21 protein-coding genes are annotated in these 24,299 nt (G+C 59.2%); 8 read left to right on the top strand and 13 right to left on the bottom strand.

The genetic code is table 11. The annotated features are described in order from the left end of the window. Positions 1 to 15 precede the first annotated feature (15 nt). Complete coding sequence (locus ATK06_RS10885) at positions 16 to 1,005, top strand: 3-hydroxyisobutyryl-CoA hydrolase (protein WP_048380350.1); 990 nt, start codon at positions 16 to 18, stop codon at positions 1,003 to 1,005. Here the strand turns inward: ATK06_RS10885 and ATK06_RS10880 are convergent. Further along, complete coding sequence (locus tag ATK06_RS10880) at positions 1,002 to 2,042, bottom strand: hypothetical protein (protein ID WP_098389344.1); 1,041 nt, start codon at positions 2,040 to 2,042, stop codon at positions 1,002 to 1,004. The two genes, ATK06_RS10885 and ATK06_RS10880, sit on opposite strands and share 4 nt — an antisense overlap. Before the next feature lie 62 nt (positions 2,043 to 2,104). Here ATK06_RS10880 and ATK06_RS10875 point away from each other — a divergent pair, with 62 nt between their 5' ends. Beyond that, the gene (locus ATK06_RS10875) at positions 2,105 to 2,764 is read left to right on the top strand and encodes a hypothetical protein (RefSeq protein WP_048380355.1); all 660 of its coding nucleotides are present in this window, start codon (positions 2,105 to 2,107) and stop codon (positions 2,762 to 2,764) included. A 224-nt stretch (positions 2,765 to 2,988) separates the two neighbouring features. Here the strand turns inward: ATK06_RS10875 and ATK06_RS10870 are convergent, their stop codons facing one another. The 4 genes from ATK06_RS10870 to ATK06_RS10855 form a co-directional block, all read right to left on the bottom strand. Beyond that, positions 2,989 to 3,936, bottom strand: coding sequence for a restriction endonuclease (locus tag ATK06_RS10870; protein WP_098389343.1), 948 nt, complete (start codon positions 3,934 to 3,936; stop codon positions 2,989 to 2,991). After that, complete coding sequence (locus ATK06_RS10865) at positions 3,933 to 6,782, bottom strand: DNA methyltransferase (protein ID WP_048380359.1); 2,850 nt, start codon at positions 6,780 to 6,782, stop codon at positions 3,933 to 3,935. Before ATK06_RS10865 ends, ATK06_RS10870 begins: the two co-directional genes overlap by 4 nt. A gap of 195 nt (positions 6,783 to 6,977) precedes the next feature. After that, positions 6,978 to 9,020: a metallophosphoesterase gene (locus ATK06_RS10860; protein ID WP_053072776.1), complete on the bottom strand. Its 2,043-nt coding sequence runs from the start codon at positions 9,018 to 9,020 to the stop codon at positions 6,978 to 6,980. Positions 9,021 to 9,176: 156 nt separating this feature from the next. Next, on the bottom strand, positions 9,177 to 9,545 hold the full coding sequence (locus tag ATK06_RS10855; protein ID WP_098389342.1) for a PH domain-containing protein: 369 nt from the start codon (positions 9,543 to 9,545) through the stop codon (positions 9,177 to 9,179). A 289-nt stretch (positions 9,546 to 9,834) separates the two neighbouring features. Here ATK06_RS10855 and ATK06_RS10850 point away from each other — a divergent pair, with 289 nt between their 5' ends. Together ATK06_RS10850 and ATK06_RS10845 are read left to right on the top strand one after the other, a co-directional pair. Next, positions 9,835 to 11,025, top strand: coding sequence for an NRAMP family divalent metal transporter (locus tag ATK06_RS10850; protein WP_098389341.1), 1,191 nt, complete (start codon positions 9,835 to 9,837; stop codon positions 11,023 to 11,025). A 4-nt stretch (positions 11,026 to 11,029) separates the two neighbouring features. Then, positions 11,030 to 11,827: a putative hydro-lyase gene (locus ATK06_RS10845; RefSeq protein ID WP_098389340.1), complete on the top strand. Its 798-nt coding sequence runs from the start codon at positions 11,030 to 11,032 to the stop codon at positions 11,825 to 11,827. Between the two features lie 12 nt (positions 11,828 to 11,839). On the opposite strand, the gene ATK06_RS10840 is transcribed toward ATK06_RS10845, so the two are convergent. From ATK06_RS10840 to ATK06_RS10825, 4 genes are read right to left on the bottom strand one after another with little or no spacing between them, the layout of a single operon-like run. Beyond that, positions 11,840 to 12,460 (bottom strand): GntR family transcriptional regulator, encoded by a 621-nt coding sequence (locus ATK06_RS10840; RefSeq protein ID WP_048380363.1) that lies wholly within the window; start codon positions 12,458 to 12,460, stop codon positions 11,840 to 11,842. A 3-nt stretch (positions 12,461 to 12,463) separates the two neighbouring features. Beyond that, a complete protein-coding gene (locus tag ATK06_RS10835; protein ID WP_048380365.1) occupies positions 12,464 to 14,197 on the bottom strand; it encodes an acetyl/propionyl/methylcrotonyl-CoA carboxylase subunit alpha in 1,734 nt (577 codons plus the stop codon). Between the two features lie 9 nt (positions 14,198 to 14,206). Then, positions 14,207 to 15,793 carry a 5-oxoprolinase subunit B/C family protein gene (locus ATK06_RS10830; RefSeq protein ID WP_048380367.1) on the bottom strand — a complete coding sequence of 529 codons (1,587 nt, stop codon included), beginning with the start codon at positions 15,791 to 15,793 and terminating at the stop codon, positions 14,207 to 14,209. After that, positions 15,790 to 16,554 carry a 5-oxoprolinase subunit PxpA gene (locus tag ATK06_RS10825; RefSeq protein ID WP_098389339.1) on the bottom strand — a complete coding sequence of 255 codons (765 nt, stop codon included), beginning with the start codon at positions 16,552 to 16,554 and terminating at the stop codon, positions 15,790 to 15,792. The genes ATK06_RS10830 and ATK06_RS10825 overlap by 4 nt, the downstream gene beginning before the upstream one ends. Positions 16,555 to 16,678: 124 nt before the next feature. Here ATK06_RS10825 and ATK06_RS10820 point away from each other — a divergent pair, with 124 nt between their 5' ends. Then, a complete protein-coding gene (locus tag ATK06_RS10820) occupies positions 16,679 to 17,599 on the top strand; it encodes a hypothetical protein (RefSeq protein WP_098389338.1) in 921 nt (306 codons plus the stop codon). 122 nt (positions 17,600 to 17,721) lie between these two features. Here ATK06_RS10820 and ATK06_RS10815 read toward each other — a convergent pair whose 3' ends face one another. Together ATK06_RS10815 and ATK06_RS10810 are read right to left on the bottom strand one after the other, a co-directional pair. Continuing rightward, the gene (locus tag ATK06_RS10815) at positions 17,722 to 18,111 is read right to left on the bottom strand and encodes a hypothetical protein (protein ID WP_048380371.1); all 390 of its coding nucleotides are present in this window, start codon (positions 18,109 to 18,111) and stop codon (positions 17,722 to 17,724) included. Then, the gene (locus ATK06_RS10810; protein ID WP_098389337.1) at positions 18,111 to 19,742 is read right to left on the bottom strand and encodes a peptide chain release factor 3; all 1,632 of its coding nucleotides are present in this window, start codon (positions 19,740 to 19,742) and stop codon (positions 18,111 to 18,113) included. Before ATK06_RS10810 ends, ATK06_RS10815 begins: the two co-directional genes overlap by 1 nt. Before the next feature lie 118 nt (positions 19,743 to 19,860). Between ATK06_RS10810 and ATK06_RS10805 the strand changes: the two genes are divergently transcribed. After that, entirely contained in the window at positions 19,861 to 20,406 is a 546-nt protein-coding gene (locus ATK06_RS10805; protein ID WP_048380373.1) for an NADPH-dependent FMN reductase, read from the top strand. Between the two features lie 54 nt (positions 20,407 to 20,460). On the opposite strand, the gene ATK06_RS10800 is transcribed toward ATK06_RS10805, so the two are convergent. Further along, a complete protein-coding gene (locus ATK06_RS10800; protein WP_098389336.1) occupies positions 20,461 to 20,877 on the bottom strand; it encodes a DoxX family protein in 417 nt (138 codons plus the stop codon). A 303-nt stretch (positions 20,878 to 21,180) separates the two neighbouring features. Here ATK06_RS10800 and ATK06_RS10795 point away from each other — a divergent pair, with 303 nt between their 5' ends. Continuing rightward, positions 21,181 to 22,629 carry a glyceraldehyde-3-phosphate dehydrogenase gene (locus tag ATK06_RS10795; protein WP_048380375.1) on the top strand — a complete coding sequence of 483 codons (1,449 nt, stop codon included), beginning with the start codon at positions 21,181 to 21,183 and terminating at the stop codon, positions 22,627 to 22,629. A 42-nt stretch (positions 22,630 to 22,671) separates the two neighbouring features. Here ATK06_RS10795 and pth read toward each other — a convergent pair whose 3' ends face one another. Next, positions 22,672 to 23,259: an aminoacyl-tRNA hydrolase gene (gene pth, locus ATK06_RS10790; protein WP_053072780.1), complete on the bottom strand. Its 588-nt coding sequence runs from the start codon at positions 23,257 to 23,259 to the stop codon at positions 22,672 to 22,674. Positions 23,260 to 23,296: 37 nt separating this feature from the next. Between pth and ATK06_RS10785 the strand changes: the two genes are divergently transcribed. After that, the gene (locus ATK06_RS10785; RefSeq protein WP_098389335.1) at positions 23,297 to 24,268 is read left to right on the top strand and encodes an NAD(P)H-dependent flavin oxidoreductase; all 972 of its coding nucleotides are present in this window, start codon (positions 23,297 to 23,299) and stop codon (positions 24,266 to 24,268) included. The last annotated feature ends 31 nt before the right edge of the window (positions 24,269 to 24,299 follow it).

The raw sequence follows: 24,299 nt of genomic DNA, 5'->3' as shown, positions 1-24,299 counted from the left end.
GCCACAATGTGAGGCATGAGTAATCACGAAGTCCTGACCCATATCGTCGGCGAGCGTGACCACATCGGGCACATCGTCTTGAACCGGCCACGTGCTCTCAACAGCTTGAACCCCACGATGGTGGAACTCATCCGCGCCGCTTTAAACACCTGGGAGAACGATCCGGCAATTGAGGAGGTGGTGATTACCTCCGCGATCCCGAAGGCATATTGTGCCGGCGGGGATGTCCGCTGGGTCCGCGACCGTGTGCTCGCCGGGGAAATAGAGAAGGCGGAGCAGTTCTTTGCAGACGAATACAGCCTGAACGCCTATATGGCGCAGTACCCGAAGCCGATCACCGCGCTGGTCCGTGGCCTGGCGATGGGCGGGGGAGTGGGAATTTCGGCGCACCTGAACATGGTGGTCAGCGACACAACGTGGTTCTCCATGCCGGAGATGGACATCGGAATGGTCACCGACGTAGGCATGTCCTTCCTCTTCCAGCAGAAGGCGGGCCTCCCACTGGGGCTTTACTTAGCGACGACCGCCTGGCGCATCACCGCCTCCCAAGCCCATGAACTGGGGTTTGTGCAGCACGTTATCCCGGATGACCGCTTTGAGGAAGCAACCCAGGACGTGTTGCACTCCGGCGCTGCGGCGCTGGACACGTGGGCGGTCACGCCACCGGCTGACACGGAGCTTGCACCGCTGCGAGCGGGAATAGAAGACGCCTTTTCCTATGACACGTGGGCAGGCATCACCGCAGCCCTGGATAAGTACCCCGAACTGCGCGCCATCGTGGAGGAGAAGACTGCGCACGCGTGCCCGGATTCCCTGGAGGCCACCGTGGAACTGTTCCACCGCAACGCCCAGGTCAGTTCGGTGCGCGAGGCCCTGGATAACGAATACTCCTACGTGCGCCGGGTGCTGCGCAGCCCCAATTTCGTCGAAGGCGTGCGCGCGGTACTCGTGGACAAGACGCGCGACGCCCAGTTCGTGGATCACCCGATCACTGCAGCGTCCTAGGCTGAAGCGCGGGATTGCAGGTAATGGGCCCGCGCCCGCTGGGGGTCCACCCCGCCGGGGAGTTCGGTGGCGAGTACGGTGTCGCGTACCTCCGCGGTGAGCGCCGGCAACGTGACACCCAGTAGTTCCACGGAGGTGTAGCCGTCGCGTTCAGTGAACCGGTGGGCCCACAAACCTAAGACTGGCTTTGCGGAAATAGTGAGGTATTCGGGATCCACGACGTGCATGTCGTTGACCCCGCGCGCGAGATCCAGCAAACCGTGTTGGATACCAAAGTGGTGGATCGCCGGGTGCGTCCAACGCCACTGTGTTTCAGTGAAGCGCGCAATCTCCACAGGTTGGGTGGCTGCGTGGCCGGTGGCGTCAAAGAAATATTGGGCTTCCTGTGAAAGGTAGAAGGCGTCCGCGAGGACATCTGCGCTACTGAGCGCGCCATCGAACTGTACTTCGCGGGCATAGGTGCCGGTAAAACGCACACCCAGGACCCCACCGGGCGCGGCGATTTCTACGTAGTCACCTTCCTCACGCACAGGTAATTCCCACGCCGAAGCGGCTGCCAGCACACTGCGGTAGGCGTAGCCCTGGTGCGCTGCATCCATCCGGGCCAGGCCGTGGATGAAAGCCTGACGCACATGGGCTTCCGCTGCGGGAAAGGTATCGAGGGCGATGATGGCGCAGGTGTCGTCGGGCCGGATGGCGTCGAGAAGCATGGCACCGGAGCGCAGGGTGCGGGCAGCGGCGCGGACTTCCTCGGTGGCCTGGTAGGTGGCGTCGGGGGCGGCGTCGGTGAGCCACGTCCAGGCGTCGTCTGCGACTTCGGCGACGCGGACGCCGGGGATGGTAAAGGTTTCGCCCATGGCGTTGTGGACGCGGACTTCGGCGTTGGCGTCGCAGGTGGGGTCGTCTGGTTGTGGGGTGGTGAATACGATGCTGGTCATCCGTCCGAAGCGTTCGGCGGCGGCGAAGTCTTGCGCTGTGGAAATGATGATCCCGTCGGCCGCAAGTTCCCCGAGTGTTACTGGTGGCTCTAAGTTCATGCGCTTAGCCTACCTGTAGACTTGAGCCGCGTTTGGGCATTTGCGCAAGAAAGGAGACCCGCATGGTTCAGGCTGTGTCTTTCGCGCTGCTCGATTCCATTAATGTGCTGCTCATCGGGGTGCTCGTGGCCCTGGGAATTATTATGCCGGCGAAAGGCCGCTTCCGCGCGGTTGCCGCGGTACTGATCTTGGGCGATTGGTTGGGCGTGTTTGCCCTGGCAACGCTGGTGACCTTCATTTTTAGAGGCCTCCAAGGGTGGGTGCAGTCCGCCCTGGAATCCCCGATTTATGGCCTGTTGCTCATTGCCGTTGGTGTGGTCTCTGTGGTGGGGGCGTGGCGTTCCACCGGCGGGGAAGCTGCCATGATCGGCCGCCTGCTTAAGCCCCTGAAACGCCCGTCGCTGATGACCGCCCTCGTGGGCTTTGTCCTGGGTGTGGTGCAGTCCGCGACGTCGGTCCCGTTCTATGCGGGCTTGCTGCACCTTTCTGCACTGCGCTTATCGACGCCCTCCGTCCTCCTCGGACTCGTAGGGTATGCCAGTTTGGCGCTCAGCCTGCCGGCGTTATCCGCGGTGCTCGTGGCAATTGTGAGGGCACGCCCCGACAGCTGGGCCGGCCGAGGTTTTGCCGCCGCCCGCGCACACAGTGCCCGGTTGACGTCCTGGGCCGGATACGGGGTTGGGGTAATCCTGCTGGTTATGGGTGTTGCGGCGCTGGTGTAGGTTGAAAGCCCCGGAGAGGGATCTGCGAGATTACTCTCCGGGGCTTGAATGCGTTAGCAGCCAAGAAACGCGCACATCTCATCTGCGAGTACTTAGACTGGCCAACTAACTAGTCTCACGAGGCCCTTCACCTAGCTTGGCGGCTGTGAGGGGCTTCGCCTTTTGCGACATGGAGACCGCTGGGTGCTGCATGTCTGAGGGTAAGTGTAGCCGGGGGCGGATGTTTACACGAAGGTTTCATCATCGAAGTAGTCTTCGTCTACTTCGTAGAGCGTGAATTGCTTGGCCTTCTGTACAGCGACTCCGTAGTGGAGCATGAGAGAAGTCAGTTGGATGCCGTCGATGAGAACAACTTTTCCGTGGTAGTAACTAGCCGCTGCTTCTTTTGCGCCTGAACTGAACGTGGAAGTTGTGATGAATACGCCCAGGTTTGAGCTTTTGGATGCCAGCGATCCAATAAAGTTGCGAGCTTCTGGGGCCTGCACTTTATTTGCGTCAGAGTAGCGTTTTGCTTGGATGTACACGTTGGTCAACCCCAAAGCGTCTTGTTGGATGACGCCGTCTATTCCACCGTCGCCAGATTTTCCAACGTGATGCTTTTTGCCGTTGGTTCCGCCGTATCCCATTGCCCATAAGAGGTCGAGGACTGCTTTCTCAAAGAACTCGGGGGAGGATTCTTGTAACCGTTTCCGGAGCGCTGTTTCAGTTTGTGCGTTGAAATTCTGCTCAGCTGTTGTCATGAGCTCGATGGGGTCGTGCTCATTTTCGTCTGAGCTATCTGTTTCTATTTCTTTGTTGTCGTCGCTTCCAGTTTTGCGCTGTTTAATTTCTTCTTGGTATGCCCGCCATTGTGGCCACTCATACATGTCCTTTTCACTGTAGGTTTTTAGATGCCGCTTTTGGACGGTCAGCCCATCTCGAGTAATGCGGTATTTCCCGCGGGCGGGACGGTCGAGAAGGCCGGCTGTGAAAAGCGCAGAGCACGCCCAACTGATTCGACTAGCAGATCTGCTGTGCCCGGAGGGAAGCTTTTCGGCCAGAATTTCTGGTGAGAGACTCATGTGTGCTGCGACGCGCTGACGGATCTCTTTTAACTGTAAAGTCTCACCGCTTGCGAGGACCTCGAGCACGACTGGTCGGAATTCGTCGAATGTTGGGGTGTTGTCTGTCATTTTTTAGCCTCTTCGAAGGTTAAACGAGCGTAGTTTTCAAAGAGCAGTTCTTGACGTTGGCGTTCTGAGGTCAGTTTACGTTCAGCGCCAAAGGCCTTGTCGACTTCGCGATCAAGAGCATTGTGCGCTTTGAGCAGCGCTGGGTCCATTGCGAGCGGGTTGTAGTGCTCTGCCAGAGAACGTTCCGGGCGAAGCTCGCGAGCTTCGAGAACTTTTTGGCCTGCATCGATGATGCGTTGCTTAGTCTTTTCGTCTAGCTCTGGGACTGGGAAGTTGTTCCAGGTCAATGTGTTGGCGAAGTTAAGATCTGACTTGAGGCGTCCTCCTACAGCTCGCTGCCAAGTGATAAACATGGAGGACGAGATTAAACCAAAGAGTAGGCCATTGGGGTCAACAGCCGTATAGACTTTATCTCCTGCGATTATCTCGGGGCTTAGATGCCCAACAGTGTAAAACTTTCGCGATTCAGAAACTACACGCGGAATTCCTACATAAGGTACCCCGGGTTGGTGTATTTCGCCGAAGAGGTAAGGGACGCTGGCACGCTTTCTTGTGGCAAGTCGTTTACTTTTCTCTCGATGTTCTTTCACTTTCTGGACTCGTTCGTATAGTTGCTTCGACCGCTGTAAATCTGCAGGATCGAAGTCGTCTGCCATCCATAGGCACCATCTGTCCAGTCCTCGGACCAACTCCCGCCCCATTCTGAAAGGTCGCAGGTATTTTTCTGTGACGGGGTCGGCAGCAATGCTTTCATATTCGTCTATTTCGACTATCAGGTTTCCACCGTCATTTGGCATGCTTCCAAATGATGCCGGTGCGATACATGAGGACAACGGTCTTCGCCGTTTTGTGACTAGCACGTTGGGACCGTCGACGAGATACGCGTTAATTGCACGGGTGACTGGAATCTCAACGGCGTCGCTTTTTGCTTCTGGGTACTCCCATAACCGTGCCTTGGGCTGTTGCAATCTATCAAAGCCCACAATGACGCAATGAACAGCTGCTTTTCCGGGTGCCTCGGAATCCCATACGAAAGTCCGATGGGCAAAGCGAATGCGCCAGTTATTTTTAAAAATTGGATCGAATAGATGGGGAACTTGGTCACCTTGAGTAATCGAATTAGTGGTAACAAAAGCGAACGAACCTATCCGATTTTCAAAGAGTTTTAGAGATTGAGCGTGCCAACCGGTGACGTAATCCAGCTGATTAACGCCTTTGAGCCCATCCCATACCTGTCCCAGTTCCTCTTTTTGTTCCTTTGTCATTAGTCGAGCGCCGATGAAAGGGGGATTACCGAATACATATGTCTGACCGGCTCCTGTGGGAAGCCGCTCCTGCCAGTCAAAGGACAGCGCATTGCCGTGAGTGATGTGTGCAGTGACTTTGATGGGTAGGCGGTCTGGTGCGGCGCCGATGGCGTCGGCAAGTTCGCGGTTAGCCTGGTGGTCCACCAGGAACATGGCGGTTTTCGCGATCTCGGAAGGCCACCAGTTGAGTTCGAAGCCGTAGAACTGGCCGATGGAAAGCTTCTGTTCCCAGGACACGTCCAGGGCCATACCGGCCTGGCCTTCGCGCTTGCGGATTTCCACGATGATGTCCGTTTCGATCCGGCGCAGTTCGCGGTAAGCGACTACAAGGAAGTTTCCGCAGCCACAGGCTGGGTCGCAGAACACGTGGGTCGCCAAACTGTCGCGGAATTCCTGCAGCTTCTTCACCGAAGTGGACTTCGAGCCAATTAGCTTGTTGGCTTCTTCGCGGAGCTCGTCCAGGAACAGGGGGCCGATGGTTTTGAGGATGTTCTTTTCAGACGTGTAGTGCTCACCGTCAGCGCGCCGGGCTTCCTTCGATTTCACCAGCTGGAAAAGTGAACCAAAGATTGCGGGGCTAATGGCGGACCAATTGAAGCGGCATGCAGCCAGTAGGGCGTCACGCATTTCGGGCGTGAAGTATTTAGTGCGCATGAGGCGCTCAAAGATCGTGCCGTTGACGTATGGGAATTTCTCCATGCTCTCGGGCACGTGGCGTCGTTTGTCCTCAGGGGTGTTCAGGACTTCGAAGAGAGCGTTGAGCTGGGCGCCTAGATTTTCTGCGTTGGTGTAGTCGTTGACAAAACGGTAGAACAAGTCCTGCTCCCAGAGGCCGGCGTCGTCGCCGTAGAGCAAGAACAAAAGGCGGGTGAGGTACATGGACGCTTCCATGGTTTCCAGATCCTCGTCTGCCGGGTTAGTGGGTGCGGCGTCGCCGGTTTCCTCATCGACGTCGTCGCCGACCATCGCGCGGAACATGTTGGCCATCAACTTCGAGGCCAAGGCAGATGCTTCAGCTTCCTCCCGCTTGGTCACCGTGTCGTAGCCTGCGAGGAATCGAAGCTGGTCAAGGTAGTCGGTGATGTCTTCCAGAGGGAACGTGATGTCGAAGCGCTGCTCCGGGTCACCAAGATAGACCAGACGGAAGCGTGCGAAATCGGAAATGAGGATGTAGCGGGGGAGTTCCGTTTCATTGACCCCACCCTGCAAATAGTCGATAGCTTGGCGGTACGCCTTGTCCAAATCCTCGCCGGGGGACTTGGCCTCACCAATGACAGTGCCCGGCCAAAACAGGTCAATCCATCCATGGCGCCCGGTGGACGCACGCCGTGCGTCCTGCTCGAAAAGGTTCATGCGAGCAGCGTTGATGCCGAAGCAAGCGAACATATCCGCCCAGAAGGACTGCGCATACTTCTTTTCAATGCCAGTTTCGCCAGTCTCTTTCCAGCCCTTCAGCTGGCGGGACCAGAAGTTTTTGAACTCATCAAGGTTCTTGCGCACCGTGCCTCTATCGATACGCACCATGGAGGTAGCAGACATGGCTATGTAGTGTAGCCGGCGCCCCAGACACACCCCCTGAGTAGTTCGAAATCTGTTCGAATTCGGTATGTCAAGGTGCTGCGTGTGCCGGTGGATACAGGAATCGGAGCCGGAGGCGTCGAGAAGCAAAGCCACCGCCAGCGTGCATAGTGCTGCTGGCGGTGAGCGAATTACTTCAGGGTCGGTAGGCGCTACCTAAGGAAGCATTTCCTGGAGGCGTGCCTGTAGCGCCTTAAGAGCTGCGTTAATCTGCGCCTGGATAGGTTGCCCGCCATGGCCGAATGCGGCTGCGATAACACTACCGAGACCAAGTGCAGCGAATAGTCCAGCAATAACGCCAGCAACAGTACCGGCCGTGGAGGAGCCTCCCGCAGCAGTCGAAGAGCCACCGGATGCTTCAGAATTCAGACTGAACTGGTCAAACAATTCCGGCTTCGAGCTGGCATCTTTGCCGTCAAATATGTACGTGCTTACCAGGCCGGTCTCGGAGTCGAAAGAGGTAAACAAAGAGTACTGATTCGATGCCAGATACGGCTCTGCTTGGGACGGGTCTTTCGGGGACATAAATGGTTTTTCCGTCGGAACGATAGGCTCCAGGCCACCTGGCGAACCGAACGGCATATAGTTCGCTGGATCCCACGGTGCCGGTGGAGTCGGGCGAGGACCGTCGGCAGACAACTCGTGGCGAGCGCCATACGAGTTACCCACGTTGGAGGTTTCGATGAAATTCACGCCGTTTTCGCTCTTGAAACGATTCCACAAATGGGAATGCCCGTTGAATACCAGATCCACAGGAGTTCCTGGCTTATCAACTAGCGGCATGAGCGACGTCAACAACTGGTTTCCCGATGCAGGGTACTCGTAACGGATACCAATGACCTCGCCAGCCTCATTCTTTTCTTCGATAGGTACAGGATCAGCGAAGTGCGGCATCGCGTTGTTGCCCAGGGAATGAGGTGATTCGTGCAACATGACAATCACATTGTCTGCACCTGTGGTTTCTGGCGAGGCCAGTTCTGCCTCTAGCCACTTATACTGAGCGGAATCGACGGTCAGATCTTCGAAGATGAAGTCGCCATGGCCCATGTCTAGCGGACTATCCAGCGTGCCGGCCTTCTCCTGATATCGGGACGCTACATCGCGCTTGCTTGGATCTGGCTCAGCCTGAGTGCCGCGCCAAATACGGGTCGAATACAAGGTAATTACGCGGGTATCGCCCACAGTGGTGGCATAGTAACGTTCGCCACCCGCCTGCGACTCTGGCATCGAGAATATTTCCTCATAGGAACGGGTAGAAAAAGAATTGTCCTCAATCCAACGTTCCTTGATTGTGGCATCGCCAGTTGGATTGACAGTGGCGGCAACCTTTTTGTACTCTGCCTCGGCAACTTCACGCGGGACCGGGTAATTGAAGGCGTGATCAAGGGAGGTCTGATCAGCGATGCGGCCCATGACCTCATGGTTTCCGATAGCCGTGTACGTATGGCCATTCTGCATAATCTGACCGCCAGAGAACGTGCCACCACTCAGCGGGGAAGTAAACGAAGCATTGCCCTGCATGCCTTCGAAGAATGCAAGGCCACCATTGTGGTCAAACCACTCTGATGCGCGGTCCGGCACATTAATCAAGTCGCCGGCGATAAGGGTGACGTCGATGTCCCCAATCGTCTCCTTCGCCCACTGCAAGTTAGCCGGGGCATTATTCTTCTGCTGGTGATCGGACGTGAGCAAGAATGTAGCGTGCTCGCCAGGCTCAAAAGCGTCTTTGGCCTGGAACGTATTAGAAAGGGCAATGCCATTTTCTGTAATGATGACTACACGGTATGGGGTGCTACCGGTTTTGGGTAAGCCGGTGACAGTAGCTTCGTGGCGGTAAATGTCACGCTCTTCGATACCTGCAGGTGGTGCATCGATGAAAGACTTCGCGTCTTCATACATCCGGGAAAGCTTCATGGTGTCCGCTTTGAAAACGTTCACGCCCGGAAGGCCATCGGTGGCCGCTTGCTGAGCCTGCTCCGCGGAGAGGCCGGCAACGTCGCCAGTAAGTACGGCGTGCGTGGTGCCTTCAGTTTCCGTAAACCATGCAATCTGAACGGTTCCGACACCCGGCTTTTGCTGGAATGGGTCGGTGAGCAACGTTTCGGTTCCCGTCACCGTCGGAGCGGCGTGGGCGGTGAGCGGACTAACAACTGCCAAAGAGGTGACACCTGCAAGAAGGAGGCGAGATATTTTATTCATAGCGAAGATGCTATGAGAACTTCCGCCTAGTGTCGCGGCAAAGTAGTACCTTTTCGGCGAATGTTCCCCCAAAATTTAGAAGGGGTTCACCAGGCGGCCGAAAGCTGGTCACGCACGTTCTGGTCGAAGTCTTCGCCCGGAACCTGCGTGAGATTACTACCCACCCAACACGCAGTGTGTAATCAACATATTGAGGCGGCGAACATCGATGCCGCGGTCGAGGTCAATTTTGATGCGCCCGGCCCGGGTCCACAGTTCTAATTCCGCGCTCAGGTCCAGGGTGCCTGCGTTTTCGCTGGACCACATGGCGATAGAGGAATAGGGCAGGGAATAGATCTCGACTTTCTTTCCACGCAGACCTTGGGCATCGCGGACGATGAGTCGTCGTGAAGTGAAAATGGCGCTGTCGCGGAACGTCTTATACGCGGCTACAGGTGTTTCGCCGGGGACGAGTAGTTGGTTGACGTCCTCGGGGATGGGGATTTCTTCGGTGAACATCCAGGTAGTGATGTTGGCTAATTCCATGCTGTGTGCTCCTTGGGCGGGGGCGTGGCTCAAACGATGTGGCAAAAGCCTAGTTTAAGCAGGATGAAACCCGCCCGGTGGAGGGCATGAGCGTCCAGGCACAAAAGGGCTGCGGGTGTGACCGGGGGTACATTGTTGAACAATTGCTTTGCGCGGAACACTCACACGGTTTAACATGACGCCCATCACATTCGATTTATTGTCCGCGTCATGAAAGGTAGGGGTTGTGTCTCAGTCAACAGAAAATCAGAGTGCTCCCGCGCAACCGTCCACCAACAAGGTGGAGGTGATGAAGCCCAAAGGCGGCTCCGGCGCCCTCCTCGGCGCCATGTTCCTCATGGCCACCAGTGCCATCGGGCCTGGCTTCCTCACCCAGACCAGCGTGTTCACAGTCCAGATGGGCGCGGCGTTCGCGTTTGCGATCCTGGTCTCCATCATCGTGGACATCGCCATCCAGCTGAACGTGTGGAAAGTCCTGGGCATTTCAGGCCTGCGTGCAAACGAGCTAGCCAACACACTTATCCCGAACCTGGGTTGGGTTTTGGGTGCGCTCGTATTCATCGGCGGACTTGTGTTCAACATTGGCAACATTGCCGGAACCGGCCTGGGCATGAACGCGATGTTGGGCATCGACCCGCGCATCGGCGGCGCAATCTCCGCGGCAATCGCAATCTTCGTATTTTTGTCCCGCAAAGCGGGTATGGCGTTGGACCGCATCGTCGTCGCCCTGGGTGCGATCATGATCCTGCTCATGCTTTACGTGGCGATCGTATCCCAACCCCCGATCGGCGAGGCGCTCAAGAATTCGGTCATGCCGGAAGAGATTGACGTCCTGGTTATCACCACCTTGATCGGCGGCACGGTCGGCGGCTACATCACGTTCGCCGGCGCGCACCGCATGATCGATTCAAATATCACTGGCCGCGAAGCCGCAGGTCGTATCACCCGGGCGTCGGTTCTGGGAATCATCGTCACCGGTGTCATGCGCCTGCTGCTGTTCCTGGCCATCCTTGGCGTGGTGGCCACGGGTGTCACACTGAGCAAGGACAACACAGCGGCAGATGCCTTCTACCAAGCCGCCGGAGAAATCGGTCTCCGGTCCTTCGGGGTGGTGCTGTGGGCTGCAGGCCTCACGTCGGTCATCGGGGCGAGTTATACGTCGATAAGCTTCGTGACCACCCAGAAAACCGCACCGAAAACCCGCAACATTGCCACCGTTATCTTCATCCTGGTCTGCGCGGCCGCATACCTGGTGCTCAACCAGGCGCCGCAGACGCTGCTCATCTTCGCCGGCGCCTTCAACGGCCTGATCCTGCCCTTCGGATTCACCATCGTCCTGTGGGTGGCCTGGCGCCGCAAGGACCTCCTTGACGGTTACAACTTCCCAAAGTGGCTGCTCGCCCTCGGGGTCGCTGCCTGGCTGCTGACCATCTTCCTAGGCGTGCGCTCCATCTCCGGCATCACGGCACTGTGGGCATAGGAGAATGGCATTGCTTATCGACGCCCAACGCACCGCCACCCCAGCCGAAATCCGCGCAGCAATCCGGCAAGGGCTTGACCGCCCCACAGCCGGACTAGCCCCCGGTTACATGCAAGCAAACCTCATCGCGCTGCCGTACGAAGACGCCTTCGACTTCCTCCTCTTCGCACAGCGCAACCCCAAACCGTGCCCCATCGTGGGTGTGCTCGACCCCGGGCAATACTCCTCCGAAGCGCTCCCCGGCGGCGATATCCGCACCGACATACCCGGCTACCGGCTCTACGAACACGGTGAGCTCGTCGGGGAGTCCACAGACGCCACCGCCTGGTGGGACGAAGACATGGTGGCCTTCCTCATCGGGTGCTCCTTCACGTTTGAGGACGCGCTACTAGAAAACGGCGTGCCCGTAGCCCACATAGAACAAGGCCGCAACGTGCCCATGTACCTGACCAACCTGGAGACCACCCCGGGCGGGAAGTTCCACGGTCCCATGGTGGTATCCATGCGCCCCATCCCTGCGGGGCAGGTCGCCGACGCCGTGCGCATCACCTCCCGGTACCCGGCCGTCCACGGCGCGCCCGTCCACGTAGGGGACCCCGCAGCAATCGGAATTGCCGACATCTCCCGCCCCGACTTCGGCGAAGCTGTCGAATGCGCGCCGGGAACTGTACCCGTGTTCTGGGGTTGCGGGGTGACCCCACAATCGATCGTGATGTCCAGCAAACCGCGCAAAGCAATTTGCCACGCCCCCGGCAAAATGCTGGTGACCGACTTAAAGAACGTGGATTACCAGATTCCTTAAAGAAAAACCGGTTTACTGTCCGAGGACTCCACGAACGTCCCTCAAGGTCGCCCGTAGCCTTTCTTCAAGGAAACCGGCGGCCTTTTCGCGTGCCCCTTCCTCTAAGTAGGCGCACACCTGCGCGTTGTCGTCGACGTAGGGCACGTGGAATTGGGGGTCGTGGTCAACGGCTGCCAGGAACACTAAACGCAGCCGGGCCAGGAGACTATCCATCGTCTGATCTAGCGTCGGCGAAGCGGCAAACGCTACCAAGCGCCGGTGGAATAGTTGATTCAGCCCGGCCACTTCACCCAAATTGTTGGTCGCTACCGCCGCTTGGGCTTGGTTCACGATGCCCCACAGACTAGCCATATCGATGGTGGTGGCGTGGCGCAGTACACCCGGCTCAATGATCAGGCGTGCGGTGTAAATGTCGGCAACATCGTCCACGCTGGGCTGCGCTATGAAACACCCGCGGTTGCGGTGGCGGACGATGATGCCGTCGTGCTCCAGCATGCGAAAAGCCTCCCGCAAGGTATTGCGGGAGACCTCGTAGGAGGCGGTCAGTTCCGCCTCCACCAATTGTTGGCCGGGGCGGTACTGGCCGCCAGAAATAGCGTGGCGCAACGCGGACGCCACAGTTTCAGCGCGCATGCGCTATACAATAACGCCTAACACCGCATTGTTGTCGAAGCGCTCACCCTCCTGGACCTCAATCTGCAAGGTACCGCTTACCGCAGCGGTAACCGTGGTTTCCATCTTCATCGCCTCGACCGTGGCGATTGCTTGGCCACGTTCTACCTTCTGGCCGTGGCTGGCCTTCCACGCGACAACTGTTCCGGCGAAGCGTGCGGTGACGGGGTGGCCATCGTCGTTAGTCAAGCCCGGAGCGGGCGCCTCTGTGGCGACCTTGCTGTCAGCAGGAGCCGCGGTGAGCACGTCCGCGGGCAGGCGCAGTTCGTGGAGTTTGCCGTCGATTTCGATGACTACGCTGCGGCGCAGGTCGTAGATGCCCTCGATCTTTTCCGGCGAGCTGGTGTAATTAGGGATAAATTCTTTATCCACCCAATCGGTGTACACGGTTAGTGGTTCACTGATCAGCGCCGGGTGCTCCACGATGTCGCGGTGGAACGGCAGGACGGAACGCACACCTTCGATGGTGAATTCGCGCAGCGCTGCCCGGGCGCGGGACAAGGCAACCTCACGGTTTGGCCCCCAGACCACGAGTTTCGCCATGAGTGAGTCGTAGTACGGCGGGATAGTGGAGCCGGTGCGTACGCCGGAGTCCACGCGGATGCCCGGTCCCGTCGGTGGGTCAAAAAGGGTGATGGTGCCGGGGCACGGTGCGAATCCGTTGGCCACGTCCTCGGCGTTGATGCGGAATTCGAAGGCGTGCCCGTTGGCTTCTGGGTCTGTGGCATAACGCAGCTCCTGGCCGTCGGCAATGCGGAACTGCTCGGCGACGATGTCTACCCCGGTCACGGCCTCAGTGACGGGGTGCTCGACCTGCACTCGGGTATTGACCTCCAGGAAGGAGACGGTGCCGTCCTCAGAAACGATGAATTCTACCGTGCCCGCGGAGGTGTAGTTGCCGGCCTTGCACACTGCGCGTGCACCTTCGATGATGCTGCGACGTTGCTCGTCGGTGAGGAATGGAGCCGGAGCTTCCTCGACAAGTTTCTGGAAGCGACGCTGCGTGGAGCAATCACGCGTGCCCACCACAACCACGTTCCCGTGCGTATCCGCGAGCACCTGGGCTTCGACGTGGCGTGGTTTGGTCAGGAATTTTTCCACGTAACATTCGGCGCGCCCGAACGCTTCTTGGGCTTCGCGGCCAGCGGACAGGAAGGCGTCCTCAATATCGTCGATGTCGTGGACTACCTTCAGGCCACGGCCACCGCCGCCAAACGCTGCCTTGATGGCAATGGGCATGCCGTATTCCCTCGCGAAGGCGCGGGCTTCCTGCCAGTCATCGATCGGTTCAGAGGTGCCTGGCGCAAGTGGCGCGCCCACCTCGGTGGCCAGTGCGCGGGCAGCGATTTTGTCGCCGAGCAGTTCGATGGTTTCGGGGCTGGGGCCAATCCAGGTCAGGCCGGCGTCTTGGACTGCGCGGGCAAAGTCCGCGTTTTCGGAGAGGAAGCCGTATCCGGGGTGGACGCAATCGGCACCCGCGCGGGCTGCGATATCCAGCAGGGCCGGAACGTTCATGTAGGTTTCTGCGCTGGTGGTGCCCGGGAGGGCGTAGGCTTCGTCGGCAATCAGGGTGTGGAGGGCACCGGCGTCGGCCTCAGAGTAGACGGCAATCGAACGGATTCCCAGGTCGCGGGCGGCCCGGGCGACGCGCACGGCGATTTCACCACGGTTGGCAATAAGTACTGCGTGTAGTGTCATGGCTTTCCTCTATTTCTGTGGTGTCGGGCTGGTTCGGTTCAAGGGGGATGCGGCTCCTACGAACCGGATTTGCGAGCCAGGGGGCAGCTGCGCGGCGATGTCTAAATCCTCGTGGACGACTGTCGCGACCACCGGATATCCGCCAGTAACGGCGTGGTCGCGCAGGAAAAGTACCGGGTGGCCGTTGGGTGGTACCTGGATGGACCCGGCGACCATGCCTTCGCTGGCAAGCTCCTGGCCATCAGCTTCAGCGCTGCGTTCTAAGAGTTCTTCGGTGGGATCCAGGCGCACACCCACACGGTTGGATTGTGCGGTCACGGTCCAGGTCTGCCCTAGAAGCTTCTCGACGCCACAGTCAATCCACCCATCCCGCGGCCCCGCAATGACACGCAGGGTACCTTCAGTGGTGCCATTGTTGTCCGTAACACGAAGCGGGTTCGGCTGGGGGTCGGTAACGGTTCCCATGATCTGCGTTGGGACTGTGAGCTGGTCGCCGGCTTTGATTGGCGCTGGCCCCAGCCCAGAGAGCACGTCTGTGGAGGCGGATCCGAGTTCTTCGGCGACGATAACCCCGCCACGGAGCGCCACGTAGTTCCGCGTACCCACGGTTGCATCGCCGATGACCAGCGTGGATCCGCGCGTGAACAGTTTCGGCGCACACAAGTCGATCTGCTTGCCGTCGATAGTGACGGGTGCCTGCGCCCCGGTCACGGCGATGACGCAATCGGTCAGCGCCTCTAGCGTGAGGCCCCCGATGTTCTCCAAGACCGCGGCGTTCGGCTGGTTGCCCAGGACCCGGTTCGCGGCGTGGGCAGAGGCGCGGTCGGCGAATCCGGAGGTGGTCACACCGAGGTTTCCGCTGCCATGCCGCCCACCATCCTCAATGAGAGTTTGGAGGCCGGCGTCGGTGACTGTGACTACCGGGCGGCGCGGGACACGGCTGCGTGCTGTGGCCTGGTGCGCCGAGACCTCGATATGCTCCCGCACCGCCTCGTAGCGCACCGTATCGCCAGGCTGAATCGCCGCCGGGGGAGTGGCCTGCGAATCCCACATCGGCAACGCGGTAGTGCCCAGGAGTTGCCAACCGCCCGGCGAGGTCCGCGGGTAGACAGCCGAAAAATTACCGGCCAAACCTACCGCACCCTGCGGAACCTCCGTCCGCGGGCTAGACTTCCGCGGCATGTCAAGGCCCGCACCCTCCACCGGAACGCAGTAAGTAAATCCAGGGGCAAACCCGCCGAACGCGCCCTTCCACATGGTGGCCGTGTGCCATTCAATCAGCTTATCGACGCTCCACCCCACCAACTCCGCCGCCTCATCCAAGTCAGCGCCGTCGTACACGACCGGAACTACGATTTCCTTCGCCTGCGCCTGCGCCTGTTCTGGCGGGTTGAAGCTAGTCAAAGTCTGGGCGGCCAACACCGTGGCGATTTCCGAATCCAACGTGATGAGCAACGTCGTAGCAGCCGCCACGCAATCCCTTTGACCGGGCAGCGGTTCAGCAGTAAGAGCTGCGTGCCAGCGCAGCACCGTGTTCAGATCTGGCAGGTCCACGAGCAACGCCCGCGAACCCGCCGCGTGAATAGTAGGCGTCATACGATAGCCTTCCTGACCACTCCAGCAGCGTCGAGGTCGCGCACAATCTGACGCGTCATCTCCACAGCTCCCGGTGAATCGCCGTGCACACAGATGGAATCGGCGTTCACTTTCAGGACGGTGCCGTCGATAGCCGTGACGGAACCGTCGCGGGCAACTTGGAGGACGCGGTCTGCCACCTGGTGGGCGTCGTGAAGCACAGCACCCTCCTGGCTGCGTGGAACTAGAGTGCCGTCGGGGAGGTAGCCGCGGTCGGCGAAAGCCTCGCGGATCACGGTCAGCCCTGCAGCCTCGGCGTAATCGATCGCGACCGCGCCGGGGAGAAGCATGACGGGGAGGTCACCAAACGCCTTGATGCCCTCGATGACCGCTTTAGCCTGGTCATGGTCGTGGACGATCGCGTTATACATCGCGCCGTGCGGCTTGACGTACGACACCTTCGTGCCAGCCGCGCGCGCCAGAGCATCTAGCGCCCCGATCTGATACAGCACCTCATCGGCGAGTTCTGCTGGGTTATAAGCAATGTACCGACGACCAAACGCTGCCTTGTCGTTGTACCCAGGATGGGCGCCGACCGTGATGTTGTGCTCTTTGGCTTGACGCAGGGTCTTCGCGATGTGGTGCGGATCGCCGGCATGGAAGCCGCAGGCCACATTCGCGCTGGTGACCAGCTCCATCATGGCGGCGTCGTCGGCGACAGGGTTGCCCGCGGTGCTTTCCCCAAGGTCGGCGTTGAGGTCGATGTGTGGGCTTGTGGACATGAGTTCACCTCCAGATTGTTGAACAATCCCAGAGTGTACTGGCTCACAGTACATTTGTGAAGTGGGTTGGGATACGTCCCCCAATGTGAGGGTGACTGTATAATGGGCCAAAACTTTCGGGGGAATGATGGTTGAGACTTACACCGCAGCAGAAATATGTGCGCACTTGGGGATTGGGCGTCATAAATTGCGCACCAAGCTTCAGAAGGGGGAAATCACAAAAATTGATCACGGAGTCTACGTCGAAGGTTCCTTAAAGGCTACAGATGTAGCAATGGCCCTGTTCCAAACCCACCCAAATTGGATCCTCAGTGGACGGAGCGCTTATCAAATGTATTTACGTCAACCATTAACGCTGCCCGTGTATTTTCGCAGTCCACGGCCGCAAACCAACCGTGTGGCTGAGCATTTTGTCGTTACTTCGCATAGAAACCATGTAGTTTCCATTGTCAACGGCATCAGAATGGCAACGCCAGTTCTTACAGCGTGGGACCTGCGGAACGAGATAAGTGAGGCAGAGGTCGTGAACTTTCTCGAGACTGCCTATGGAAAGAAAACTGGGAAGCAGAAGCTCGAACAGGATTTGAGCAGTATGGGGACTATTCCGACGCAACTCCGGGAGTTGTTACACACGGCTTCGATAGGTGCTGACAGTCAACTGGAAAAGCGATTTTACAAAGCCCTGAAAGGTCGAGGATTTGAATTTGAGCAAAATGTGCTGGTGGGGCCTTACTTTTGGGATTTTCAGAGTAAGCGTTTCAAAGGTCTTCTCATTGAGATTGGTGCATATCAGTTCCACAGTGAACTGGACACAGTAGAAGGGCAGAATTCCTACATTCGGGAAGTGTGGAAGATGAACTACGCCGCCTACGAGGGGTATGTAGTCCTCCAATTCACGGCAAAGTGTATTGACGAAGAACTCGATGCTTGCTTGGATTTGGTTGCCGACACTTTGAAAAAGCTCGAAGGGAAGGCCGCTCGGCGCGTATGGGTGCCACCGTGGAAGTGGCATATGTGGATATTTAAGACGGTGGGATTCTGCTAAGTCTGGAAATCGAACATTTGACAGCCAGATTAATTTTATTCAGACAGGATTAGCCCAAACTGGCTGTCAAATGTTCGATTTCTGCCGCCCCACCCCTGCCGCCGACCTCGCCGACTTTGCATCTACTCAACAACTATCCCAATCCCCAGTTCCGGGATCTCCCAAGAATCAGCCTCAACTGTCACCCGGCCAGCAATCAACTCAGCATTCCCAGCGGTAACAGGTACTAGCCATCCCTCATTGGGATCCAAGGCTGGGACTTGCCTGGAATCTCGCGAAAATACGAAGGTGACGGGTCGCGCACCAGCGCACACCAGCCGCACCGAAGGTCCAGACCCTGCCAAACTGACAGCCCTTAACAGCTCAGGCACGTCGGACACAGCCAAACCAATCCCCAGCATCCCCTCTACATTAAAAGTGTCCAGCCGAGACACCTGCAGCTCCTGCACGGAGTCGGGCACCGCCATGATTCGCGGGGCGCGTAGGCCGCGCACCCAGTCTTGGAGGCCCATTAGTCGGCGACCAGCGGTTCGAGGGTTAGATCCGGGAGTTCCCGCTCAATAAACGCCAACTTCCACTTGTCGCCGAATAGTGCGATGAGTTCGCCGTCGGTGCGTTCGAAGACCTCGACGCCACGCTGGCGGTTGAGTTCGGGCGCGGATTCGGCGTCGGTGCGGCGGGCCACGGAGTATGGGATTGGCTCGGCGACGGTTTCCACGTTGTATTCGTTTTCCATGCGGGCTTGCATGACTTCGAACTGCATTGGGCCGACGGCTGCCATGACTGGGGCGGCGTCGCCGCGGGCGTCGTTGCGCAGGATCTGGACCACGCCTTCGGCGTCGAGCTGCTCCAGGGCTTTGCGGAACTGCTTGTACTTGCCCAGGGATTTTGCACGCAGGGTGCGGAAATGTTCGGGGGCGAACTGGGGCATGGGCGGGTATTGGATGGGGCGGCCGTCGAAGATGGTGTCGCCGGGGGCTAGGGCTCCGGCGTTGACGAGGCCGATGATGTCTCCGGGGAAGGCGGTTTCGACTGTGTCGCGGGTGCGGCCGAAGACGGTCAGTGCGTATTTGGTGGAGAAACCGCGGCCTGACTGGGCGTGGGTGACTTGCATGCCGCGGTCGAATTCGCCGGATACTACGCGCATGAATGCCAAGGTGTCGCGGTGTTTTTTGTCCATGCCGGCTTGCACTTTGAAGACTACGCCGGAGAAGGCGTCGTCAAGGGAACGGAAGGAATCCATGGCCACGGGTGAGGCTTCCACAGCGTGTGGGTCGGCGGCGCGGCCCTGTGGGGCGGGGGCCAACGCGCAGAGGGTGTCCAGGATTTGGTGGACGCCGAAGTTGAGCATCGCGGAGGCGAAGATGAGCGGGGAGGTTTCGCAGGCTTCGAAGAGTTCCTGGTCGTGGACTGCGCCGTCGGCGGCCAGGAGTTCTGCTTCCTCGACTGCGGTGTCCCAGGCTTCGCCTTCGCGGGCGGCGGCCTCGTCGGGGGAGTAGTGCTCTTCGGGGGCGATGGAGGCGCCGCCGGCGGTGCGTACGAAGTGCACGTAGTGGTCGACTTCACCGTCCGAAGTGACGCGCGCCAAGCCGCGGAAGTCGCCGGCTTCGCCCACGGGCCAGAAGAGTGGGGTGGGTTGTAGGCCGATTTCGGAGACGATCTCGTCGACTAGCTCAAGAGGTTCGCGTCCGACGCGGTCCCACTTGTTAATCACCGTAATAATAGGCAGCCCGCGTGACTTGCAGACTCGGAAAAGTTGCAGGGTTTGCGGTTCGAGGCCCTTGGAGGCGTTGATAAGCATGACGGCGGCGTCGACGGCCATGAGCACGCGGTAGGTGTCCTCGGAGAAGTCGGCGTGACCTGGGGTGTCGACCAAGTTGATCATGTACGGTTCGCCCTCATGCCCGTCGGGGGCGTATTCGAACTGCAGGGCGGAGGACGCGATGGAAATGCCGCGGTCTTTTTCCATCTCCATCCAGTCGGAGACGGTGGACTTGCGGTTGCCCTTTCCGTGGACCGCGCCGGCCTCGGTGATCATGTGCGCGTGCAGCGCCAAAGCCTCCGTGAGCGTGGATTTACCGGCGTCAGGGTGGGCGATAACGGCGAACGTGCGGCGGCGGGAAGCCTCGGAAAGGGTAGTCATAGGGGATAAGGGTAGTCGCTGTTGCTTATCGACGAAACACCGACCGCTTGCACCCCTTGCGCATGTAGTTGACGGGTGTACAATCCATGGAATCAGTTTGAAACTTCAAGGAGTAGATATGAAGATCGGTGTCATTTTGGGTTCCATCCGTGAAGGCCGCGCGGGTGCAGCAGTAGCGCAGTGGGTCATGGACGGCGCAGCGGGCCGCGAGGCGGATTACGAGCTCCTCGACCTCAAGGAATTCAACGTCCCCCTGCTGGAATCCCCAGTCATCCCTGGTGCGGCAAACAAGCAGTACGACAATGCCCAGGTCCAGGCGTGGTCCGATGCTGTTGACGCCTGCGATGCCTACGTCTTCATCACGCCCGAGTACAACCACTCCGTGCCGGGCGCTTTCAAGAACGCCTTCGACTCCCTTGGCGGCGAATGGGCTGGCAAGCCTGTGGCTTTCGTCGGCTATGGTGCGTCCAACGGCCTGCGTGCAGTCGAGCACTGGCGCACGATCGTGGCGAACTTCCAGATGTTCGCCCTGCGTAACCAGATCGAACTGAACCTCTTCACCGAATTTGGGGAAGAAGGCCTTACCCCGAATGATCGCCGCGGCGAGGAGCTGGAGAATGTGCTGGGCGAACTCGAACGGGCTGTTACCCAGCTGCAGAAGTAATAAGAAATAGGAAAAGCGCCGGTGAGAACCGGCGCTTTTTGTATATGTGGGGGTTTAGGCGGCGGGGGTGCGTCGAGAAGCGATGAGGTGATCCACGCTTACTCGGCCTGCGCCAGAGGCTGCCAGGGCGAGGCCTGCTGCGGCGATCATGCCGACGAGTTCCCAGCCTCCGGCGTCGACGAAGATGCCGTTCGGGACGTGCGCGATAATCGCGGCGCCGGCCATGAGTGCCGCAACGATCACACCCACCCAGCGGGTTCCTAGGCCGACGAGGATGAGGATGCCGCCCACGAGCTCGATGACCGCAGCCAGGGGAGCGGACAGGCTGGGCAGCGGGACGCCCATGCCCTCGAAGGCTTGGGTGGTGCCGGCGATGGTCCACTCGTTGAACTTCTGCCAGCCGTGTGCGATGAGGACGGTGCCGGTCAGGAGGCGGGCGACGAGCGCGGTGATGTCTTTGAAAATCAGCATGGGGAGATACTAGAAAATTCAAACATAATTTGTCAACACGTCAACAACTGTCTCTGAGGGGCGACGTCGCATAGGAAGTGAGGGAACACATCGCAACCCCCTGAAAGGGGGTGAACTTACGCTATTGGTGCAGGTTGCAGACTTTCGGGGGCAACAGTACGTGCGTTTGGTTTTCGGTTTTCGGTTATGGTGGCCGGAGGTAGCGGGTGAGTCCCGTGGGGTCACCCAACGACTGGGCTAACCGGCGACCAGCTAGCACGATGACCATCATTGGCACACGATTCCAAAAGGATTGATTTACCCGTGACTTCGACTACCACTCACCACCACGATTGGAACGAACGCGTAGAACTTGCCCAGCAGATGCTCCCTTTGATCGGTAGCCTGCACCGCAATAACAATGCAGTGGTTTCCGTTTTCGGCCGTCTGCTGACCAATCTCAATGACAATGAGGTCATCAAGGCGCATCGCTACGCACGCCACATCACGGATAAAGAACTCCCGCTGCAGGATTCGCTGAACATCATCCGCGAACTCGGCGAACTCAACCTGGGTACCGCGTCTATTGACGTCGGACAGCTGGCCTACCGCTACGAGAAGGAAGGCGGCGACCTGCGCGCATTCCTCGAGCGTGAACTCGACGAGGTCATCGGCACCGGCCCCACCACCGAGCACAAGGATGTTGTCCTATACGGATTCGGCCGCATCGGCCGTCTGCTGGCACGTATCCTGATCAGCCGTCAGGCGCTATACGACGGCATCCGTCTCCGCGCAGTCGTCGTGCGTAAAAACTCCGACGACGACCTGACCAAGCGCGCCTCCCTGTTGCGCCGCGATTCCATCCACGGCGCTTTCGACGGCACGATTTCCGTCGACGAGGAAGCCAACATTGTGTGGGCCAACGGCACCCCAATCCAGTTCATCTACTCCAACGACCCGGCAACCGTGGACTACACCGAGTACGGAATCAACGACGCAATCGTCGTGGACAACACCGGCCGCTGGCGCGACGAAGAGGGCCTCAGCCAGCACCTGCAGGCCAAGGGTGTGTCCAAGGTTGTGCTCACCGCGCCGGGCAAGGGCAACCTGAAGAACGTGGTCTACGGCATCAACCACGATGCCATCACCGCTGACGACACGATTATCACCGCGGCATCGTGTACCACGAACGCGATTACCCCAGTGCTCAAGGTCATCAACGACCGCTACGGTGTGGTCAACGGTCACGTGGAAACCATCCACTCCTACACCAATGACCAGAATCTGATCGACAACTTCCACAAGGGAGCCCGCCGTGGCCGTGCCGCAGGCCTGAATATGGTGCTCACTGAAACGGGTGCGGCTAAGGCCGTCGCAAAGGCACTCCCTGAGCTAGAGGGCAAGCTCAGCGGCAACGCTATCCGCGTTCCTACCCCGGACGTGTCCATGGCAGTGCTCAACCTCACGCTGGAAAAGGACACTGACAAGGATGAGGTCAATGAGTTCCTCCGCCGCGTCTCCCTGCACTCCACGCTGCGTCAGCAGATCGACTGGATCCATTCTCCAGAGGTGGTCTCCACTGACTTCGTCGGCACCACCCACACAGGCATTGTCGACGGCCTCGCAACCATCGCCAACGGCAAGCACCTGGTGCTCTACGTGTGGTACGACAACGAGTTCGGCTACTCCAACCAGGTAGTACGCATCATCGAGCACATCGGTGGCGCCCGCCCGAAGGTGCTGCCACAGCGCACCGCACCAGCTGACCTCTAAGCAGAGGGGCCTAAAAGGCTGGCAGCACCGGCTGCCAGCCTTTTATTCTGCGTGGATAACGTTCTGGGCTTTCTGTACGCCCTCGCGCGCAACCAGTGCCGCTGCCTGCGCGGCCCGCTCCAGTGCGGCATCCATTTCGGGTTCGGTGAAATCGGCAAGCACCCAATCTGGGATAGAAACCCCAGAATCCTTGGGAGGGCGCCCGATGCCGATGCGTACGCGCACGTAGTCGCGGGTGCCAAGATGTTCGGTAATGGACTTCAAACCGTTGTGCCCATTTTCGTTTCCGCCCACTTTGATGCGGACGGTACCTGCGGGGAGGTCGAGTTCGTCGTGAAGCACAATAATCCGGTCGGGGCTTAAGCCGAGCGCCTCTGCGAGCGGTGCCACCGCCTCACCGGACAGGTTCATGTACGTGGTGGGTTTGAGCACTGCGACGCCGTCGAGCGGTTCGCCTTCGAGCAGGATGTCCGTGGCCAGAAAGCCCACGTTGTGCCGGTTTCCTACATACTTCGGACCGGGGTTACCCAAACCTACGACCAGCCACTCCGCGCCCTCAACATTGGGGGTGGGCTGTGGCGCCGGCTGGGAGCGGCGGAAGAACGAACGGATCGTGTCTAGGAAACTCATGGTCGTTATTGTGTCATAGCTAGCTTAAAGTAGAAGCATGACTGTTCTTGAGAACCTGGATATTCCCGTCATCGCAGCCCCGATGGCCGGCGGCCCCTCCACCCCAGCCCTCGTCAACGCCGCCGCCGACGCCGGCGGACTCGGCTTCCTGACCGGTGGCGTGTGCAGCGTCGAAGAACTGTCCGCCCAGATGGATGCCACTACCAGCCATTTCGGAGTGAACCTCTTCAGCCCACAAATCCCGTACTGGGACCTCAAGCCTGTGCGTAAGGCGCTCGGTGTTTCTCATGAAGAGCTTCCCGACGTCAACCTGACCAACGGCTGGTCCCAAAAACTAGCCATGATTCTGGACCACCCACGCACCCCAGCCGTAGTGTCCAGCATGTTCGGAACCTTTACCGCAGCGGAGATGCGCCGGCTCCACGACCGCGGCATCGAAGCCTGGGTTACCGTGACCAACGAACACAGCGCCCTGGCAGCCGTGCGCGCCGGGGCTGATGCACTCATCGTCCAGGGGCCTTCCGCGGGCGGACACCGCGGTACGTGGAGCGTCCAAGACATTCCCGATCTGCGTTCTCTACCGGCCCTACTAAAAGGCATTTCGAAGGCGGTCAACGTCCCGCTCATTGCCGCCGGAGGAATCATGGGGCCTAACGACGTCCCTCCGGTCACAGAGCGTGGCGCTGTAGCCGTTGCGGTAGGCACTGCATTGCTGCGTACCCCGGAGGCGGGGACCTCGCAAGCGAACCGAGAGCTGCTGGTTGCGGGGGAGCGCGATTCTGTAAGTACCCGCGCTTTTTCTGGCCGCTGGGCCCGCGGCCTGGAGACCGAGTTCACCCGGGAGCACCCGGAAATGCCTCCGACGTACCCCTACTTGAACGCACTGCTGGCACCGCGCCGGAGCGAGCCCGGCTACGAGTATTGCCTCGCGGGCGAGAATTACCGCGCCGGCCGCGAGGCGCCCGCTGGTGAGATCATGCGTGAGATTGCTACCGGCTGGGACGCCTAACACGCTCAGCGCGCGCTACCCGGAGTTCGGG

Source organism: Corynebacterium renale (assembly GCF_002563965.1).
GTDB lineage: Bacteria > Actinomycetota > Actinomycetes > Mycobacteriales > Mycobacteriaceae > Corynebacterium > Corynebacterium renale.
The sequence above is the reverse complement of the archived record's forward strand: the minus strand, read 5'-3'. Positions and strand labels throughout refer to the sequence as shown.

Excerpts from the sequence above, each read along its gene's own strand:
- ATK06_RS10885 (WP_048380350.1), top strand. The coding sequence starts at position 16 with ATGAGTAATCACGAAGTCCTGACCCATATCGTCGGCGAGCGTGACCAC.
- ATK06_RS10815 (WP_048380371.1), bottom strand. The coding sequence starts at position 18,111 with ATGGGCCTCCAAGACTGGGTGCGCGGCCTACGCGCCCCGCGAATCATG.
- ATK06_RS10830 (WP_048380367.1), bottom strand. The coding sequence starts at position 15,793 with ATGACGCCTACTATTCACGCGGCGGGTTCGCGGGCGTTGCTCGTGGAC.
- ATK06_RS10825 (WP_098389339.1), bottom strand. The coding sequence starts at position 16,554 with ATGTCCACAAGCCCACACATCGACCTCAACGCCGACCTTGGGGAAAGC.
- ATK06_RS10880 (WP_098389344.1), bottom strand. The coding sequence starts at position 2,042 with ATGAACTTAGAGCCACCAGTAACACTCGGGGAACTTGCGGCCGACGGG.
- ATK06_RS10845 (WP_098389340.1), top strand. The coding sequence starts at position 11,030 with ATGGCATTGCTTATCGACGCCCAACGCACCGCCACCCCAGCCGAAATC.
- ATK06_RS10835 (WP_048380365.1), bottom strand. The coding sequence starts at position 14,197 with ATGACACTACACGCAGTACTTATTGCCAACCGTGGTGAAATCGCCGTG.
- ATK06_RS10810 (WP_098389337.1), bottom strand. The coding sequence starts at position 19,742 with ATGACTACCCTTTCCGAGGCTTCCCGCCGCCGCACGTTCGCCGTTATC.
- ATK06_RS10840 (WP_048380363.1), bottom strand. The coding sequence starts at position 12,460 with ATGCGCGCTGAAACTGTGGCGTCCGCGTTGCGCCACGCTATTTCTGGC.
- ATK06_RS10860 (WP_053072776.1), bottom strand. The coding sequence starts at position 9,020 with ATGAATAAAATATCTCGCCTCCTTCTTGCAGGTGTCACCTCTTTGGCA.
- ATK06_RS10805 (WP_048380373.1), top strand. The coding sequence starts at position 19,861 with ATGAAGATCGGTGTCATTTTGGGTTCCATCCGTGAAGGCCGCGCGGGT.
- ATK06_RS10785 (WP_098389335.1), top strand. The coding sequence starts at position 23,297 with ATGACTGTTCTTGAGAACCTGGATATTCCCGTCATCGCAGCCCCGATG.
- ATK06_RS10865 (WP_048380359.1), bottom strand. The coding sequence starts at position 6,782 with ATGTCTGCTACCTCCATGGTGCGTATCGATAGAGGCACGGTGCGCAAG.
- ATK06_RS10870 (WP_098389343.1), bottom strand. The coding sequence starts at position 3,936 with ATGACAGACAACACCCCAACATTCGACGAATTCCGACCAGTCGTGCTC.
- ATK06_RS10820 (WP_098389338.1), top strand. The coding sequence starts at position 16,679 with ATGATGGTTGAGACTTACACCGCAGCAGAAATATGTGCGCACTTGGGG.
- ATK06_RS10855 (WP_098389342.1), bottom strand. The coding sequence starts at position 9,545 with ATGGAATTAGCCAACATCACTACCTGGATGTTCACCGAAGAAATCCCC.
- ATK06_RS10800 (WP_098389336.1), bottom strand. The coding sequence starts at position 20,877 with ATGCTGATTTTCAAAGACATCACCGCGCTCGTCGCCCGCCTCCTGACC.
- ATK06_RS10875 (WP_048380355.1), top strand. The coding sequence starts at position 2,105 with ATGGTTCAGGCTGTGTCTTTCGCGCTGCTCGATTCCATTAATGTGCTG.
- ATK06_RS10850 (WP_098389341.1), top strand. The coding sequence starts at position 9,835 with ATGAAGCCCAAAGGCGGCTCCGGCGCCCTCCTCGGCGCCATGTTCCTC.
- pth (WP_053072780.1), bottom strand. The coding sequence starts at position 23,259 with ATGAGTTTCCTAGACACGATCCGTTCGTTCTTCCGCCGCTCCCAGCCG.